11 protein-coding genes are annotated in these 15,094 nt (G+C 72.9%); 3 read left to right on the top strand and 8 right to left on the bottom strand.

Features of this window, described 5'->3' with window-relative positions:
* Nucleotides 1–278: 278 nt before the first annotated feature.
* The 4 genes from tyrS to D8M29_RS03685 all read right to left on the bottom strand — a co-directional run bounded on the left by tyrS (nucleotide 279) and on the right by D8M29_RS03685 (nucleotide 6,936).
* Nucleotides 279–1,622 carry a tyrosine--tRNA ligase gene (gene tyrS / locus D8M29_RS03700; RefSeq protein WP_078025586.1) on the bottom strand — a complete coding sequence of 448 codons (1,344 nt, stop codon included), beginning with the start codon at nucleotides 1,620–1,622 and terminating at the stop codon, nucleotides 279–281.
* 69 nt (nucleotides 1,623–1,691) lie between these two features.
* On the bottom strand, nucleotides 1,692–3,980 hold the full coding sequence (locus D8M29_RS03695; protein ID WP_063190211.1) for a UvrD-helicase domain-containing protein: 2,289 nt from the start codon (nucleotides 3,978–3,980) through the stop codon (nucleotides 1,692–1,694).
* A 168-nt stretch (nucleotides 3,981–4,148) separates the two neighbouring features.
* Complete coding sequence (gene argH, locus D8M29_RS03690; protein WP_063190210.1) at nucleotides 4,149–5,609, bottom strand: argininosuccinate lyase; 1,461 nt, start codon at nucleotides 5,607–5,609, stop codon at nucleotides 4,149–4,151.
* Nucleotides 5,610–5,694: 85 nt separating this feature from the next.
* The gene (locus tag D8M29_RS03685; protein ID WP_063190209.1) at nucleotides 5,695–6,936 is read right to left on the bottom strand and encodes an argininosuccinate synthase; all 1,242 of its coding nucleotides are present in this window, start codon (nucleotides 6,934–6,936) and stop codon (nucleotides 5,695–5,697) included.
* A gap of 623 nt (nucleotides 6,937–7,559) precedes the next feature.
* Here D8M29_RS03685 and rpf point away from each other — a divergent pair.
* Complete coding sequence (gene rpf, locus D8M29_RS03680; RefSeq protein WP_078025584.1) at nucleotides 7,560–8,519, top strand: resuscitation-promoting factor Rpf; 960 nt, start codon at nucleotides 7,560–7,562, stop codon at nucleotides 8,517–8,519.
* 114 nt (nucleotides 8,520–8,633) lie between these two features.
* Here rpf and argR read toward each other — a convergent pair whose 3' ends face one another.
* Together argR and argF are read right to left on the bottom strand one after the other, a co-directional pair.
* Nucleotides 8,634–9,122 (bottom strand): arginine repressor, encoded by a 489-nt coding sequence (gene argR, locus D8M29_RS03675; protein ID WP_049147960.1) that lies wholly within the window; start codon nucleotides 9,120–9,122, stop codon nucleotides 8,634–8,636.
* Nucleotides 9,122–10,198: an ornithine carbamoyltransferase gene (gene argF, locus D8M29_RS03670; RefSeq protein ID WP_238693319.1), complete on the bottom strand. Its 1,077-nt coding sequence runs from the start codon at nucleotides 10,196–10,198 to the stop codon at nucleotides 9,122–9,124. The genes argR and argF overlap by 1 nt, the downstream gene beginning before the upstream one ends.
* Nucleotides 10,199–10,446: 248 nt before the next feature.
* Between argF and trpB the strand changes: the two genes are divergently transcribed.
* Together trpB and D8M29_RS03660 are read left to right on the top strand one after the other, a co-directional pair.
* On the top strand, nucleotides 10,447–11,748 hold the full coding sequence (gene trpB / locus D8M29_RS03665) for a tryptophan synthase subunit beta (protein ID WP_201749612.1): 1,302 nt from the start codon (nucleotides 10,447–10,449) through the stop codon (nucleotides 11,746–11,748).
* A 54-nt stretch (nucleotides 11,749–11,802) separates the two neighbouring features.
* Nucleotides 11,803–12,504 (top strand): ZIP family metal transporter, encoded by a 702-nt coding sequence (locus D8M29_RS03660; RefSeq protein ID WP_236649799.1) that lies wholly within the window; start codon nucleotides 11,803–11,805, stop codon nucleotides 12,502–12,504.
* A 30-nt stretch (nucleotides 12,505–12,534) separates the two neighbouring features.
* Here D8M29_RS03660 and D8M29_RS03655 read toward each other — a convergent pair whose 3' ends face one another.
* Nucleotides 12,535–13,455 carry an SDR family oxidoreductase gene (locus D8M29_RS03655; RefSeq protein WP_127435367.1) on the bottom strand — a complete coding sequence of 307 codons (921 nt, stop codon included), beginning with the start codon at nucleotides 13,453–13,455 and terminating at the stop codon, nucleotides 12,535–12,537.
* Between the two features lie 213 nt (nucleotides 13,456–13,668).
* Nucleotides 13,669–15,094 (bottom strand): amidohydrolase (locus D8M29_RS03650; RefSeq protein WP_148111515.1); only part of this gene is annotated, 1,426 nt, incomplete at its 5' end.

Genomic DNA, 15,094 nt, shown 5'->3' with positions numbered 1-15,094 from the left:
CGGCATGAATCCGCGGATTCTGTGTTCTTCACCCCGCCTCCCGGTCACCCGGTCGGCGTCTTGAGCACGAGATGGAACTCTACACACGAATCCCACCGAACACAAAATCAGGGGTGACACCCGGCGTCCGGGCACGAAGGAGGGCCCCGTTCTCCGCAGAATCCTGCGGAGAACGGGGCCCGGTGCTCCTCCCGTGGGCGGTTCCTCCGCCGTCGCCGCCCGTCGTGTCCTCGGTCACTTCTGGCGACCCGGTGGACACCGGTGGTCTGCGGCCGTGGTCAGGCCTCCCCCAGGTCCGCACCCGCCATGTTCTTCTTGCCCCGGCGCACCAGCAGGTGCCGGCCGGCGAGGGCGTCGTCTCGGGTGAACACCTGGTCGGCATCCGTCACCCGCACGTTGTTCACCGACGCGCCGCCGTCGCGCACCGTCCGACGCGCCTCGGAGCGCGAGGCGACCAGCCCGGTGGAGACCAGCAGCTCGACCGCGGTCACGGTGCCCGGCTCCCCCTCCCACTGGGTCCGGTCGGCCTGCGGCAGCTCGGCCAGCACGGCGGTCAGCGTGTCCGGGTCCACCGTGGTGAGGTCGCCGCCTCCGAACACCGCCTGGGAGGCCTCGATGACCTTCGTCGTCGTCTCCTCTCCGTGGGCCAGCGCCGTGACCTCCCACGCCAGGCGCCTCTGGGCTTCCCGGCGGAACGGCTCGTCGGCCACCTTCTGCGCGTACTCCTCGATCTCCGCGCGGGTCAGGAACGTGAAGACCTTGAGCCGGTCGACGACGTCCGCGTCCGCCGTGTTGAGCCAGAACTGGTAGAAGGCGTACGGGGAGCACATCTCCGCGTCGAGCCAGACGGCGTTGCCCTCGGACTTGCCGAACTTGGTGCCGTCCGCGTTCGTGATCAGCGGCGTGCCCAGCGCATGGGCGTGGGTCCCCTCCACCTTGCGGATCAGCTCGGTGCCGGCGGTGAGGTTGCCCCACTGGTCGGAGCCGCCGGTCTGGAGGGTCACGCCGTGCCGGCGGTGCAGCTCGAGGAAGTCGTTGCCCTGCAGCACCTGGTAGGAGAACTCCGTGTAGGAGATGCCCTCATCAGAGTTCAGGCGCTTGGCCACGATCTCCTTCTTCACCATCGTGCCGACGCGGAAGTTCTTGCCGACGTCCCGCAGGAAGTCCAGCGCGCTCATGCCCGCGGTCCAGTCCAGGTTGTTGACCATGGTCGCCGCGTTCTCCCCCTCGAAGGAGAGGTACGGCTCGATCTGCGCGCGCAGCGACTCCACCCACGCCGCCACGGTCTCCTGCGAGTTCAGGACGCGCTCCGAGGTCTGCCGCGGGTCGCCGATGAGGCCGGTGGCGCCGCCCACGAGGGCATACGGGCGGTGGCCGGCGAGCTGCAGGCGGCGCAGTGTGAGCAGCTGGACCAGGTGTCCCAGGTGGAGAGACGGAGCGGTCGGGTCGAAGCCGCAGTAATACGAGACGGGCTCCCCGGCCAGCGCCTGTTCCAGCGCGGCCTCGTCCGTCGAGACGTGCACGAGCCCGCGCCAGCGCAGCTCCTGCCAGACGTTCTCGAAGCTCGGGTCGTTCGCCTGTGCGCGCAGTCGGGCCGCGCGCTCCTCGTTCTGGGGTGCCATAGCCCCCAGCCTAGCGACGCGCCCGCGCGCCTCCGCGACGCCGTGCACGTGCGACGTCGCCCGCGGGGCTCACTCCGGGACGTCCGCCAGCCCGGCCGGCAGCGCGGCCGCGTCCGTCCCGGCGACGACGGACAGCGACTGGGTGGCGCGGGTCATCGCCACGTACAGATCGCCCACCACGCCGCGCGCGTCGGCCACGATCCGCTCGGGCGAGACGAGCACGACGGTGTCGAACTCCAGCCCCTTGGTCTCCCACGGGGTGGCGACGACGATCTCGACGCCGGGCAGCGGCGCGGTGTCCACGGCCGCCTCCCCCCACCGCTCCCGGAGGGCCGTGAGCAGCTCCCCCGTCCGCTCGGCGGGGGCGATCACGGCGGTCAGGGCCTCGGGCACGCGGTCCCGCTCGACCTCGACCGCGTCGAGGGCCAGGGCCGCGACGTCCCCGCCCGGCTCCGTCACCAGGCGCGGGCGGTGGTCGCCCTCGCGCACGGCGCGCGGATGGGAGACCTCGAGCCCGGCCGCCCGTGCGACCTGCGCGGCCCAGCGCATCACGCGCGCGGGCGAGCGGTAGTTCACGGTCAGCTCTTCCAGGCGCCAGCGGTCCCCGAACTCCGGGGCGAGGACGGACGCCCACGAGCCGGCCGCGTCACGACGGGAGGACTGCGCGATGTCCCCCACGATGGTGAACGACTTCATCGGGCAGCGGCGCGCCAGCAGGCGCCACTGCATCGGAGAGAGCTCCTGAGCCTCGTCCACCACCACGTGCCCGTACGTCCAGGTGCGGTCGTGGGCCGCGGTCTCAGCGGTGGTCCGTCGCACCCCGCGTGCCTCATTGGCCGCGGCCAGCTGCTCGGCGTCCACGACGCCGTCGACGCCCAGGTCCGCGAGCGTCTGGTGCATGTTCTCCAGGGACGCCCTGGCGTTCTCGAGGTTGCGCTCGTGCTGGGCCGCGAACTCACCGCCCCGGCCCGGGGTCTCGAGGCGTCCGAGCAGCTCGGCCGCCTCGTCCAGCAGGGGCACGTCGGCCTCGGTCCAGGGGGCGTCGGCCGGCCGCAGGAGCGTGCCGACCTCGGCGTCGGAGAGCCACGGGGCCGCCGCCCGGAGCAGGTCCTCCCGGGTGAGGAGGTCGCCGATGAGCTTCTCCGGCGTCAGCGGCATCCAGCAGAGGTTGAGCGCGATGCGCACGTCGCGCGAGGTGCGCACGTCCTCCAGCAGGAGGTCACGCTGCACCGGGGCGCCCGAGGACTTCTCCAGCTTCTTGCGCAGCTTCTCCGCGAGCTCGCGGACGAGGATCTTCACGAACGTCACCCGGGCCTCGTTGTGGGGCTTGCGGGTGGCCCGTGCCTTGTCCCGGGCGCGCCGGACCATGGCCGGCTTGAGCTTGACGGCCGTGCCGTCGATCATCAGGCGCCGCGGCTCGACGAGCAGGCGCTGGCGCTGCGCGACCGCGTGGGCGACGGCGTCCACCATGTCCAGCCGGCCCTTCACCGCCGCCGCGTCGAGGTCCCGCTCCGGGACGGCCCGCACGCCCGGCATCAGCGTCCCCAGCGAGGACATCACGACACCCGTCTCGCCCAGCGAGGGCAGCACCCGCTCGATGTACCGCATGAACGCGGTCGAGGGGCCGACGATCAGCACGCCCGAGCGGGCGAGGCGCTCCCGGTGGGTGTACAGCAGGTAGGCGGCGCGGTGCAGGGCGACGGCGGTCTTCCCCGTGCCGGGCCCGCCCTGCACCACGACCGCCCCGGGCAGGGGCGCGCGGATCACCTCGTCCTGCTCCGCCTGGATCGTGGCGACGATGTCCCCCATCCGTCCCGTGCGTCGGGCGGTGACGGCGGCCAGCAGCGCACCCTGGGCATCGGCGCGCACGCCGTCCTCGCCCAGCAGCGTCGGGTCCAGGATGTCGTCCTCGAGGTCGCGCACCTCGCGCCCCCGCAGCATCAGGTGACGACGACGGCGCACGCGGCCCCGGTGGGCCGCCGTCGCCTGGTAGAAGGCGCCGGCCTCGGCCGCGCGCCAGTCGACGAGGAGGCGCTCGTGGTCCTCGGTGGTGAGGCCGATGCGCCCGATGTACCGCTGCTCGTCGGCCCCACCCTCCCGCTCGGCGTCGAGGTCGAGCCGGCCGAAGACGAGGCGGTCGTCCACGGCGTAGAGCTGGGCGAGTCGGTCCTCGTAGAGGCTGGCGAAGGCGTCGCGCTCGGAGTGGTTCTGCAGCGACCCCTGCGGGCCGGTCCGGCGCACGGCCGCGAGCTGGCGCTCCTTCTCCTCACGCAGGGCGTCGAGGCGGGCGTACCGCTCGGCGACCCGACCCCGCTCGAGGTCGAGCTCGGACTGGCGGACGGACACGGTATCGGTCATCGGGGGCCCTCGCGGTGCGGTGAGAGGCGGACCACGCTGCGGCCCGCCCGGCGGAAAAGTGACCACCCATGCTACGCCGACCGCGGTGAACGGCGGGTGACGCGGCGGTGCCCTGCCGGGCACCGCCGCGTCCGGCCCGGCCGACGCCGACTCGACCGGGCGACCGCGTCAGCGGGCGTCGACGACGGAGCCCGGCGTGTCGGCCCAGCGGCGCAGCGGTTCCAGGGCGTCCTCGAGCGCCCCGATCTGCGCCGCGACGGCCGTCGGCGCGGTCCCGCCCTGGGCGTCGCGAGAGGCGAGCGAGCCCTCCGTGCTGAGCACCTCGCGGACCTGCGGGGTCAGCGCCGGCGAGATGGCCGCGTACTCATCGTCCGTGAGGTCCCACAGCTCCACGCCCCGGGCCTCGGCCGCCTTCACGGCCTCGCCGGACAGCTCGTGGGCCTCGCGGAACGGGACCCCCTGGCGGACGAGCCACTCGGCGACGTCGGTGGCCAGCGCGAAGCCCTGCGGGGCCAGCTCCGCCATGCGCTCCGTCTGGAACTCGAGGGTGGCGATCATCCCGGAGACGGCGGGCAGCAGCAGCTCGAGGGTGTCCGCGGCGTCGAAGACGGGCTCCTTGTCCTCCTGCAGGTCGCGGTTGTAGGCCAGCGGCATGCCCTTGAGCGTGGCCAGCAGCCCCGTGAGGTCGCCGATGAGGCGGCCGGACTTGCCGCGGGCCAGCTCGGCGACGTCCGGGTTCTTCTTCTGCGGCATGATCGAGGACCCTGTGGAGTACGCGTCGTGCAGCGTCACGAAGCCCGCCTCCTTGGTGGCCCAGAAGATGACCTCCTCCGAGATGCGGGACAGGTCGACGCCGACCATCGCGGCGACCCACGCGAACTCCGCGTACACGTCGCGGGCGGCGGTGCCGTCGATCGAGTTCCACACGGCCGACTCGAAGCCGAGCTCGGTGGCCACGGCGTTCGGGTCCAGACCCAGGGAGGAGCCTGCCAGGGCCCCGGAGCCGTACGGCGAGACGGCCGCGCGCGCGTCCCAGTCCACGAGCCGCTGCAGGTCCCGCGCGAACGCCCAGGCGTGCGCGAGCAGGTGGTGCGAGAGCAGGACGGGCTGCGCGTGCTGCAGGTGGGTGCGGCCCGGCATCGGCGCGTGCGGGTGCGCCCGCGCCTGATCGAGCAGCGCGTCCACCGTGGCGATCACGCCCCGCGCGATGATGCGGGCGTGGTCGCGCAGGAACATCCGGCCGAGGGTGGCGACCTGGTCGTTGCGGGATCGGCCGGCCCGCAGGCGGCCGCCGAGCTCGGGACCGGCCCGCTCGATGAGGCCGCGCTCGAGCGAGCCGTGCACGTCCTCATCGGACGCCGCCGGGGTGTAGGCACCGGAACGCACGTCCGCCTCGAGACGGTCGAGGGCCGCGATCATCCCGTCCAGGTCGTCCGCACTGAGCAGACCGGCGGTGTGCAGCACCCGGGCGTGGGCACGGGAACCCGCGATGTCATAGGGCGCCAGGCGCCAGTCGAAGTGCGTTGACTTGCTGAGCGCGGCGAGCGCCTCGGAAGGGCCGCCGGCGAAGCGGCCGCCCCACAGGGCGCCCTCGTTGGTCCCGTGGCGGGCATCGGTGTTCTCGGTCATCGAAGGTCTCCTCGAGGTCGGTGACAGGCCGACGGCGGCCGGCCCGGTCGCGGGCGGGCCGCCGTCGTGCACGGGGCGTGCGGGGTCAGTCGTTGGACAGGCGGGCGACGTCCTGGAGGTCGTCGCTGCCGCGCAGGCGCTGCTCGCGCTCGGAGGCCGTCTTCGCGGACAGGCCGAAGATGTCGATGAACCCGCGGGCCGAGGACTGGTCGAACGAGTCGCCCTCGTCGTACGTGGCGAGGTTGAAGTCGTACAGGCCGGTCTCGGACCGGCGACCCTGCACCGTGGCGCGGCCGCCGTGGAGCTCCAGGCGGATCTCACCGTTGACGTGCTCCTGGGTCGCGTCGATGAACGTGTCCAGGTTCCGCTTCAGCGGGGAGTACCACTGGCCGTCGTAGACCAGCTCGGTCCACCGCTGGTCCACATGCTTCTTGAAGCGCGCCTGTTCACGCTCCAGGGTGACGTTCTCGAGCTCACGGTGGGCCGCGATCAGCGCCATGGCCCCCGGTGCCTCGTAGATCTCGCGGGACTTGATGCCCACGAGGCGGTCCTCGACGATGTCGATCCGGCCCACGCCCTGGGCACCGGCCCGGCGGTTGAGCTCCTCGATGATCTCCAGCGGGCTCAGCGCGCGGCCGTCGAGGGCCGTGGGGACGCCGCGCTCGAAGGCGATCGTGACCACGTCCGGCGCCGGCGGGAAGGCGGGGTCGTCCGTGTAGTCGTAGACGTCCTTCGTGGGGCCGTTCCAGATGTCCTCGAGGAAGCCGGTCTCGACGGCGCGGCCCCACACGTTCTGGTCGATCGAGAACGGGTTCTTCTTGGTGGTGACGATCGGCAGGTCGTTGCGCTGGGCGTACTCGATGGCCTTCTCACGGGTCAGGGCGAGGTCGCGCACCGGGGCGATGCACTTCAGGTCGGGCCCGAGGGTCTGAATGGAGACCTCGAAGCGGACCTGGTCGTTGCCCTTGCCGGTGCAGCCGTGCGCCACCGTCGAGGCGCCGAACTGGCGGGCCGCCGCGACCAGGTGGCGGGAGATCACCGGGCGCGAGATCGCGGAGACCAGCGGGTAGGCGTCCATGTAGAGGGCGTTGGCCTTGAGCGTGGGCATGCAGTACTGCTCGGCGAACTCGTCACGCGCGTCGGCGACGTAGGCCTCGACGGCGCCGCAGTCCAGGGCGCGCTGGCGGATCGTCTCGAGGGACTCGCCCCCCTGGCCCACGTCGACCGCGACGGCGACGACCTCGGCGCCCGTGGCCTCGGCGATCCAGCCGATGGCCACCGAGGTGTCCAGGCCGCCCGAGTAGGCAAGGATGATGCGTTCCTTCACGTTTTCTCCTCTTTATATAGGGGGGGTCTCCCAGCGCGGCACGTGGCCGTCGGAGGCGTGCTCGGTGGCGATCCTACCCGGATCTTGAATAAATATGCAACTGACGGAATATCAGCTCCCGATGGCCCCTGTGCAGCCCCTCTGCGCCGACAGCGACGGCCACGGGCGACCATCGCTCCGCCCTCGAATCCCGGGTCGAACGCGACTCAGGTCACGGCCTCGGCCGTCGATCGTGACCTTCGCCCATGCCCCTGTGACGGAGGTTGTCCACACCGGCGGATCAGACACCATGACAGCAAATCCGACCAGTAGCGTGCATTTCATCCACGCGCCCACGACTCTAGGGATCGATTCGTCACCCGTTCTCAAATTTCAGACAGACGGGCAAGAATCCGTCGACCCATGATTTGACGCGAGGGGGGCTCCCGTCGTTGACTCTTCCGTAGCCGATTCGTGATCGAACCGTGATCTGACCGAGAGGTCGGGGACGGGGAGGCCACGACATCGAACCCCCTCCGACGGTCGCCCGCTGCTGGGTCGTCTCGAACCGACGGAGGGCATGACCCGACCAAGGAGAAGGACGACCCCGGTGCGCCTCGGCCGCCGATCAGCGAGGACTCGCCATGGACACCATGACTCTCTTCACCACTTCCGCCACCCGCTCCCGCCGTGCCACCGCCTCGATCGTCGCGGGCATGACCCTCGCCGGCGCCGCCGCCGTGGGCTTCTCCGCCCCGGCCCAGGCCGCCACCGTGGACACCTGGGACCGCCTCGCCGAGTGCGAGTCCAGCGGCACCTGGGACATCAACACCGGCAACGGCTTCTACGGCGGCGTGCAGTTCACCCTGTCCTCCTGGCAGGCCGTCGGCGGCGAGGGCTACCCGCATCAGGCCTCGAAGGCCGAGCAGATCAAGCGCGCCGAGATCCTCCAGGACCTGCAGGGCTGGGGCGCCTGGCCGCTGTGCTCGCAGAAGCTGGGCCTGACCCAGGCTGACGCGGACGCCGGCGACGTGGACGCCGCCCCGGTCGCCGTGGAGCGCACCGCCACCGTGCAGCGCCAGTCCGCCGCGGACGAGACTGCTGCCGACCAGGCTGCGGCTGAGCAGGCTGCTGCCGACCAGGCCGCGGCTGAGCAGGCTGCTGCCGACCAGGCCGCGGCCGAGCGCTGGGCCGCCAAGCAGGCTGCTGCCGACCAGGCCGCCGCCGAGCGCTGGGCCGCCAAGCAGGCTGCTGCCGAGCAGGCCGCCGCCGACAAGGCTGCCGCCCAGCGTGCCGCCGCCGCGGAGAAGGCTGCCGCTCAGAAGGCCGCTGCCGCTGAGAAGGCCGCCGCTCAGAAGGCTGCCGCCGCGGAGAAGGCCGCCGCTCAGAAGGCTGCCGCCGCGGAGCAGGCCGCTGCCGCGGAGCAGGCCGTCGTCGCCGAGGCCGAGACCATCGTCGTCAAGTCCGGTGACTCCCTCTGGAAGCTCGCCAACGAGTACGAGGTGGAGGGTGGCTGGACCGCCCTCTACGAGGCCAACAAGGGCGCCGTCTCCGACGCCGCCGTGATCTACGTCGGCCAGGAGCTCGTCCTGCCGCAGGCCTGAGACGCCTGACCGGTCCCCCGGACCGGTACCACACGAGGAAGGCCCCCGCCGTCGGCGGGGGCCTTCCTCGTGCCTGGTGCCCGTCACCCGCGCGGGCGGGGCCGGACGGGTCGGTTAGCCCGCCAGACCCAGCAGGTGGGCCGCGACGGCCGGGGCGGACGTGGTCCCCGTGGTGATGAGGAGGATGGTGTCGTCGCCGGCGATCGTGCCCATCACGTGCTCCACGCGCGCCTGGTCGATCACGCTGGCCAGGAACTGCGCCGCACCCGGGGGCGTGCGCAGGACCACGAGGTTCGCCGTGGGCTCGGCGGAGACGAGCAGCTCGCGGGCCATGCTCGCCAGCCGGTTCAGCTGCGCGTCCGAACCGCGGCCCGGCACGGCGCCGTCGTCGCCCTCCGCCGGCAGGGCGTAGACCATGCCGGCCGGCCCGCGCGTCCGCACCGCGCCGAGGTCCACCAGGTCCCGCGAGAGCGTGCCCTGGGTGACGGACAGCCCGCGATCGCCCAGGGCGTCCGAGAGTTCGGCCTGGGAGCGGATGCCCCGGGTGGCCAGGATCTCCCGGATCGCGGCCTGACGGGCGATCTTCGTCGTGGGGGCGGCCATCAGCGCGGCTCCTCGGCCAGGCCGGAGCGGTACAGCAGCCAGGCGATGAGCGCCTTCTGCGCGTGCAGCCGGTTCTCGGCCTCGTCGAACACCACGGACCGCGGCCCGTCGATCACCTCGGCCGTGACCTCGTAGCCCCGGTACGCGGGCAGGCAGTGCAGGAAGATCGCGTCGTCGGCCGCCCGCGCCATCGCGGCGGCGTCCACCTGGTAGTCCCGGAACAGCGCCAGGCGGGCCTCCTTCTCCTCCTCCTGGCCCATGGACACCCACGTGTCGGTCACGACGACGTCCGCGCCCGCCAGGGCCTCGGCCGCGTCCGTCGTGACGAGGACGGAACCGCCCGTCTCCGCCGCCCGCTGTCGAGCGGCGGCCACGACGTCCTCGGCAGGCAGGTGCCCCTCGGGGCCGGCGACCCGCACGTGCATGCCGGCCGTCGCGCAGCCGAGCAGATACGAGTGGGCCATGTTGTTCGCCGCGTCCCCCAGATACGTCAGAGTGCGGCCCGCCGTGCCGCCGAGGTGCTCGCGCACCGTCAGCAGGTCGGCGAGGATCTGACAGGGGTGGTAGTCGTCGCTGAGCGCATTGACCACGGGCACCGAGGAATGGGCGGCCATCTCCTCGAGACCGGCCTGCGCGAACGTGCGCCAGACGATGACGCCGACCATCCGCTCCAGCACGCGGGCCGTGTCCGCCACGGACTCCTTGTGGCCCAGCTGCGACTCCCCCGGGTTCACGATCAGCGGCGTCCCGCCGAGCTCGGCGATGCCGGCCGCGAACGAGACGCGGGTGCGCGTGGAGGTCTTGTCGAAGAACACGATGCCGGTCCGGGGCCCGGCCAGCGGGCGGTGCCGGAACCGGTCGGCCTTCATCTGCGCGGCGAGGTCGAGCACCTCGGCCTGCTCGGCGGGGGTGAGGCCCAGGGCGGCACGGGCTGACTCCTCGGCCACCACGGCCACGATGCCGGGCACTGCGGGGACGGCGGTGAGGAACTCGGCGTACCGCATGCCCGGAGTGGCGGCCAGCACGGCGGTGGCCTCGGCGGTCAGGGACTGGGTGTCGACGGCGGTGATGGTCATGGATCCAGGGTGAATCGCGATTCACTGAGACGGGGAGCGATGTCCATATTCTGAGATTTGCAGCCACATGGTGAGACTCGCGCCTGCCCCGATGTGCAGTACGCTGGCCCCATGCAGATGCGCGCGCAGCAGTGGTGGACCGCCTGAGGGCGGCCCCGGTCATGCGCATCTGACACGACGAGCCGCTCGCCTGCCGGGCGGCTCGGTCATGAGCGGCTCCGGCGGGCCCCATCCCAGGAGGACCCCCGATGACCCACCGCAACCCCGAGGACAACGCCCTGAGAGGCGCCGCCGAACCCCGCACCCTCGCTGAGGCCTGCGACCTTGTCACCACCCCGGACCTGGACGTCTCCGCGGACGGCATGTTCGGCCAGTACGGCGGCGCCCACCTGCCCCCGCAGCTGGCCGGCCCCATGGCCGAGGTCGCCCGCGCGTACGCCGAGGCGCGCCAGGACCCCGAGTTCTACGCCGAATACCGACGCCTGCTGCGCGACGCCGTCGGGCGCCCCTCCCCCCTGACCCCGCTGGACCGCCTCTCCGACGAGCTCGGCGGCGCACGGATCGTGCTCAAGCGCGAGGACCTGAACCACACGGGCGCCCACAAGATCAACCACACGATCGGCGAGGCGCTGCTCGCCAAGCGCATGGGCAAGCGCAGCCTGATCGCGGAGACCGGCGCCGGCCAGCACGGCGTGGCCCTGGCGACGGCGGCCGCGATGGTCGGCCTCGACTGCGAGATCCACATGGGCGCGATCGACGTGGCCAAGCAGCACCCCAACGTGGTGCGCATGCGCCTGCTCGGCACGAAGGTGGTCTCGGTGGAGCGCGAGGGCCGCTCCCTGAAGGAGGCCGTGGACTCGGCGTTCGAGGTGTACGCGGCGGACCCGGAGAAGTACCTGTTCGCGATCGGCTCCGTGGTGGGCCCGCACCCGTTCCCCACGATGATCCGCGACTTCCAGTCCGTGGTCGGCCGCGAGGCCCGCGCCCAGTTCCAGGAGCGGTTCGGGGCGCTGCCGAGCGCCGTCGTCGCCGCGGTGGGCGGCGGCTCCAACGCGATCGGCGCGTTCACCGCGTTCCTCGACGACGCCGACGTCGCGCTCGTGGGCGTCGAGCCCGGCGGCCGCTCCTCGGCCAAGGGCGAGCACGCGATGACCATGACCCAGGGCCGCGACGGCGTCCTCCACGGCATGGCCACCCTCGTCCTCGCCGACGACGACGGCACCCCGGATCCCGTGCACTCGATCGCCTCGGGCCTGGACTACCCGGGCGTCGGCCCACAGCACGCCCACTTCGCGCGCCTGGGCCGTGTCCGGTACGTGGCCGAGGACGACGCGGCCGTGCTCGACGCGTTCCAGCGGCTCACGAGGCTCGAGGGCGTCATCCCCGCGCTCGAGTCCGCGCACGCCGTGGCGCACGCGATCCGCCTCGCCCCGCAGATGGGCCGGGACGAGCGGATCCTCGTCAACCTCTCCGGCCGCGGGGACAAGGACGTGGACTACGTGGCCGAGAAGCTCGGTCTCACGGGCGAGGCGGACGAGGTCGTGCGGTGAGCTGAGGCGGCGGCCCGGCGTCGTCCCCGGTCAGCGCGTAGCCTGGCACGCGTGATGACCCTGATGTGGGGCGCGGTCGCCGCGTCCTCCCTGCTCGTGGGCGCCGTCCTGGCGACCCTGCGCCGCTGGCACATGGGCACGATCGGCCTCGTGCTCGCCTTCGGCGCCGGCGCCCTGATCGCGTCCGTGTCCTTCGAGCTCGCGGAGGCGGGCGTGCAGGCGGCCGGGCCCGCCGCCGTCGGCATCGGGCTGACGCTCGGCGCGGCCGCCTACTTCCTCGGCGACCGTGCAGTGGAGCGCTCCGCCGCGAGGTCCGGCGGCTCGTCCTCGGGCGCGGCGCTGACCGTGGGCGCGCTGCTGGACGGCATCCCGGAACAGATCGTGCTGGGCATCGGGCTGGCCGCGGGCGAGGGCGTGTCCCTCGCGCTGCTCGTGGCGATCTTCATGTCCAACCTGCCCGAGTCCATCGCCGCCACGGCCGACTCCCTCGACGGCGGCAAGACGCGTCGCCACCTGCTGATCCAGTGGTCGCTCGTGACGGTGGTCTGCGCCCTGGCGACGTGGGGCGGCGGGCTGATCGCCGACGTCGCCTCCCCCGCCCTGACCGGCGGCATCCAGGGCTTCGCGGCCGGCGCCCTGCTGGTCATGCTGATCGACACGATGATCCCCGAGGCCCGCGAGAAGGGCGGGGAGAGGGCCGGGCTCCTCACCGTGGTCGGCTTCGCGCTCGGCGCGTTCCTGTCCCTGGTGGTGTGACCGCCCCGGGACAGGAACGCCCGACTCCGGTCACGGGGTGGGCATGCCGCCGGTCACCGGGATGGTCGCGCCCACCACATAGGAGGACTCCGGCGAGGCCAGGAACACGTACGCCGGGGCGAGCTCGGTGGGCTGCCCGGCGCGGCCCAGCGGAGTGGACTGGCCGAACTCCGGCAGGGCCTCCGGCTTCTGGCCGCCGGAGGGCTGCAGCGGGGTCCAGATCGGACCGGGCGCCACGGCGTTCACGCGGATGCCCTTCGGGGCCAGCTGCTGGCCCAGGGCCTTCGTGAAGGTGTTGATGGCGGCCTTCGTGGCGGAGTAGTCCACCAGCTGCTCCGGGGCCATGTAGGCGACCACGGAGGTGGTGTTGATGATCGTGGAGCCCGGCTTCAGGTGCGGCAGGGCGGCCTTGACCAGGCGGAACTGGGCCAGGATGTTGACGTCGAAGGTGGCCTCGAGCTGCTCGTCGTCGATGTCCTCGATCGAGTCCTGCGCCACCTGCTTGCCGCCGTTGTTCACCAGCACGTCCAGCCCGCCGAGCTTCTCGACCGCCTGGGCCACGAGGTCGGCGCAGAACGTCTTGTCCCGCAGGTCGCCGGGGATCCCGACGGCGGTGCGCCCCTCCGCCTGCAGGACCTCGAGGACGTGCTGGGCGTCCTTCTCCTCCTCGGGCAGGTAGCTGATGACGACGTCGGCGCCCTCGCGCGCGAACGCGATCGCGGTGGCCGCGCCGATGCCGGAGTCACCGCCGGTGATGAGCGCCTTGCGGCCCTCGAGACGGCCGGTGCCGCGGTAGGACTTCTCACCCAGGTCGGCCTTCGGCGTCATCTCCGCGTCCAGGCCGGTGCCCGGCAGCGACTGCTCCGGCGGGCTGATCACGGGGTAGCGCTTCGTGGGGTCCTGCAGGGTGAGCTGGTCGGTGGTGGTGGTGTTCGCGTCGTCGTGCGCCACGGGGTGCTCCTCATGGTCTCGGGGCGACGCGCGGTCTGCGCGCCGTCCTCCGAGCGTAGGGAGCAACCCCCCAGCAGAGCCACGGCTGACCGCCGGGCCACCGGACATGCCCCACCCCCCTTCCGGGACGAGCCCTGCGATATGGCCCCCAAACGCGTGGTTTAGGGGCCATATCGCAGGGCTCGTCGCGGGGTGCCGGGCCGGGGCCGGGCGTCACAGCCCGCCGTGCACGAACTCCCCGCCCACGGCGGTGGCGACGACGTCGATCGCCGCGATCTGGTCGCTCGGCACCACGCGCGGGTCCTCGCTGAGCACCGTGAAGTCCGCGAGCTGGCCTGCGACGAGCCGTCCCTTGCGGCCGCCCCAGCCGGTCGCCTCCGCGGAGCCGACCGTGTAGGCGTGCAGGGCCTCGGCCACGGTGAGCCGCTCCGCGTCCGGGCCGTACTGCTCGCCGGTCTCGGTGCGGCGCAGCACGAAGTCCTGGATGACCTCCAGCGGGCGGCCGCCGGCCACGGGCCGGTCCGAGCTGCCCGGCAGCACCAGGCCCGCGCGCAGCAGCCGTCCGGCCGGGTACGACAGCACGGCCCGCTCCGGCCCGATCCGTTCCCGCACCGACCCGCCGAACGCGCTGATGAAGTTCGGCTGGGTGGCCATCACGACCTCCAGCTCGGCCATGCGGGCCACCTGATCGTCGCGGACCACCCCACCGTGCTCCACGCGGTGCGGCATCACGGGACGGCCGAACCGGCCCCGTGCCTCGGCGATCACGTCGAGCGCGAAGTCGAGGGCGGCGTCGCCGATCGCGTGCAGGGCCAGCGCCCATCCGGCGGCCGCCGCACCGAGGCACGCCCGGCGCATCTCCCCCGCGTCCTGCTGCAGGTAGCCGCGGCCGTGGCCGTGGCCGCAGTAGTCCTCGGTCATCGCGGCGGTCTGTCCGAGCATCGACCCGTCCGTGAACACCTTCGCCGGCCCGATCTGCAGCCACTCGTCGCCCACGCCCGTGCGCACGCCGGCGTCGAGGGTGAGGTGCGTGCCGTCGTCGGGATGGCCGTCCACCGGGTGCAGCGCGTCCAGGGTGACCATCGTCTGGAAGCGGGTGCGCAGCAGCCCCGCGTCCCGGGCGCGCTGATACGCGCCGAACTCGAGCGGGCTGTGCCCGATCCACCCGCCGGCCACCCCCGCATCCGTCACCGAGGTGATGCCCTCGGCCGCGTACTCCTGCGACGCCCGCGCCAGGCACGCGCCGATGTGCTCGTGGGACTCCGGCTGCAGCAGCCGGGTCACCAGGCTCATGGCGGTCTCCTCCAACAGACCGGTGGGCCGGCCGGCGGCATCCGTGAGGATCCGTCCGCCCTCGGGCTGCTGCAGCACCTGCTCCCCCACGCCGGCCAGGACCAGCACCGCCCCGGACACCGTGACGGCGTGGCCCGTGTTGTGGCGGATGAGCACGGGGCGCCCTGAGGCGGCGGCGTCGAGGCTGTCCCGGTCCGGCTGCGGGCCGGTGAGGTGGCCGGGGTCGAAGCCGGTGCACGTCACCCAGGCGCCGGGGCCGAGCTCGGCGGGGCGGGCGCGGACCGGGCGGTGGAGCTCCTCCGCGGTGCGCGCGCCCTCGAGGTCCACGGCCAGCCGGGACTGGCCG

The sequence above is a fragment of the Micrococcus sp. HSID17227 genome, assembly GCF_003989405.1.
GTDB classification, from domain to species: domain Bacteria; phylum Actinomycetota; class Actinomycetes; order Actinomycetales; family Micrococcaceae; genus Micrococcus; species Micrococcus luteus.
The sequence above is the reverse complement of the archived record's forward strand: the minus strand, read 5'-3'. Positions and strand labels throughout refer to the sequence as shown.

What these genes read in the sequence shown, in the direction of transcription:
- rpf (WP_078025584.1), top strand. Translation starts at nt 7,560, where the DNA reads ATGGACACCATGACTCTCTTCACCACTTCCGCCACCCGCTCCCGCCGT.
- D8M29_RS03695 (WP_063190211.1), bottom strand. Translation starts at nt 3,980, where the DNA reads ATGACCGATACCGTGTCCGTCCGCCAGTCCGAGCTCGACCTCGAGCGG.
- trpB (WP_201749612.1), top strand. Translation starts at nt 10,447, where the DNA reads ATGACCCACCGCAACCCCGAGGACAACGCCCTGAGAGGCGCCGCCGAA.
- argR (WP_049147960.1), bottom strand. Translation starts at nt 9,122, where the DNA reads ATGGCCGCCCCCACGACGAAGATCGCCCGTCAGGCCGCGATCCGGGAG.
- tyrS (WP_078025586.1), bottom strand. Translation starts at nt 1,622, where the DNA reads ATGGCACCCCAGAACGAGGAGCGCGCGGCCCGACTGCGCGCACAGGCG.
- argF (WP_238693319.1), bottom strand. Translation starts at nt 10,198, where the DNA reads ATGACCATCACCGCCGTCGACACCCAGTCCCTGACCGCCGAGGCCACC.
- D8M29_RS03660 (WP_236649799.1), top strand. Translation starts at nt 11,803, where the DNA reads ATGACCCTGATGTGGGGCGCGGTCGCCGCGTCCTCCCTGCTCGTGGGC.
- argH (WP_063190210.1), bottom strand. Translation starts at nt 5,609, where the DNA reads ATGACCGAGAACACCGATGCCCGCCACGGGACCAACGAGGGCGCCCTG.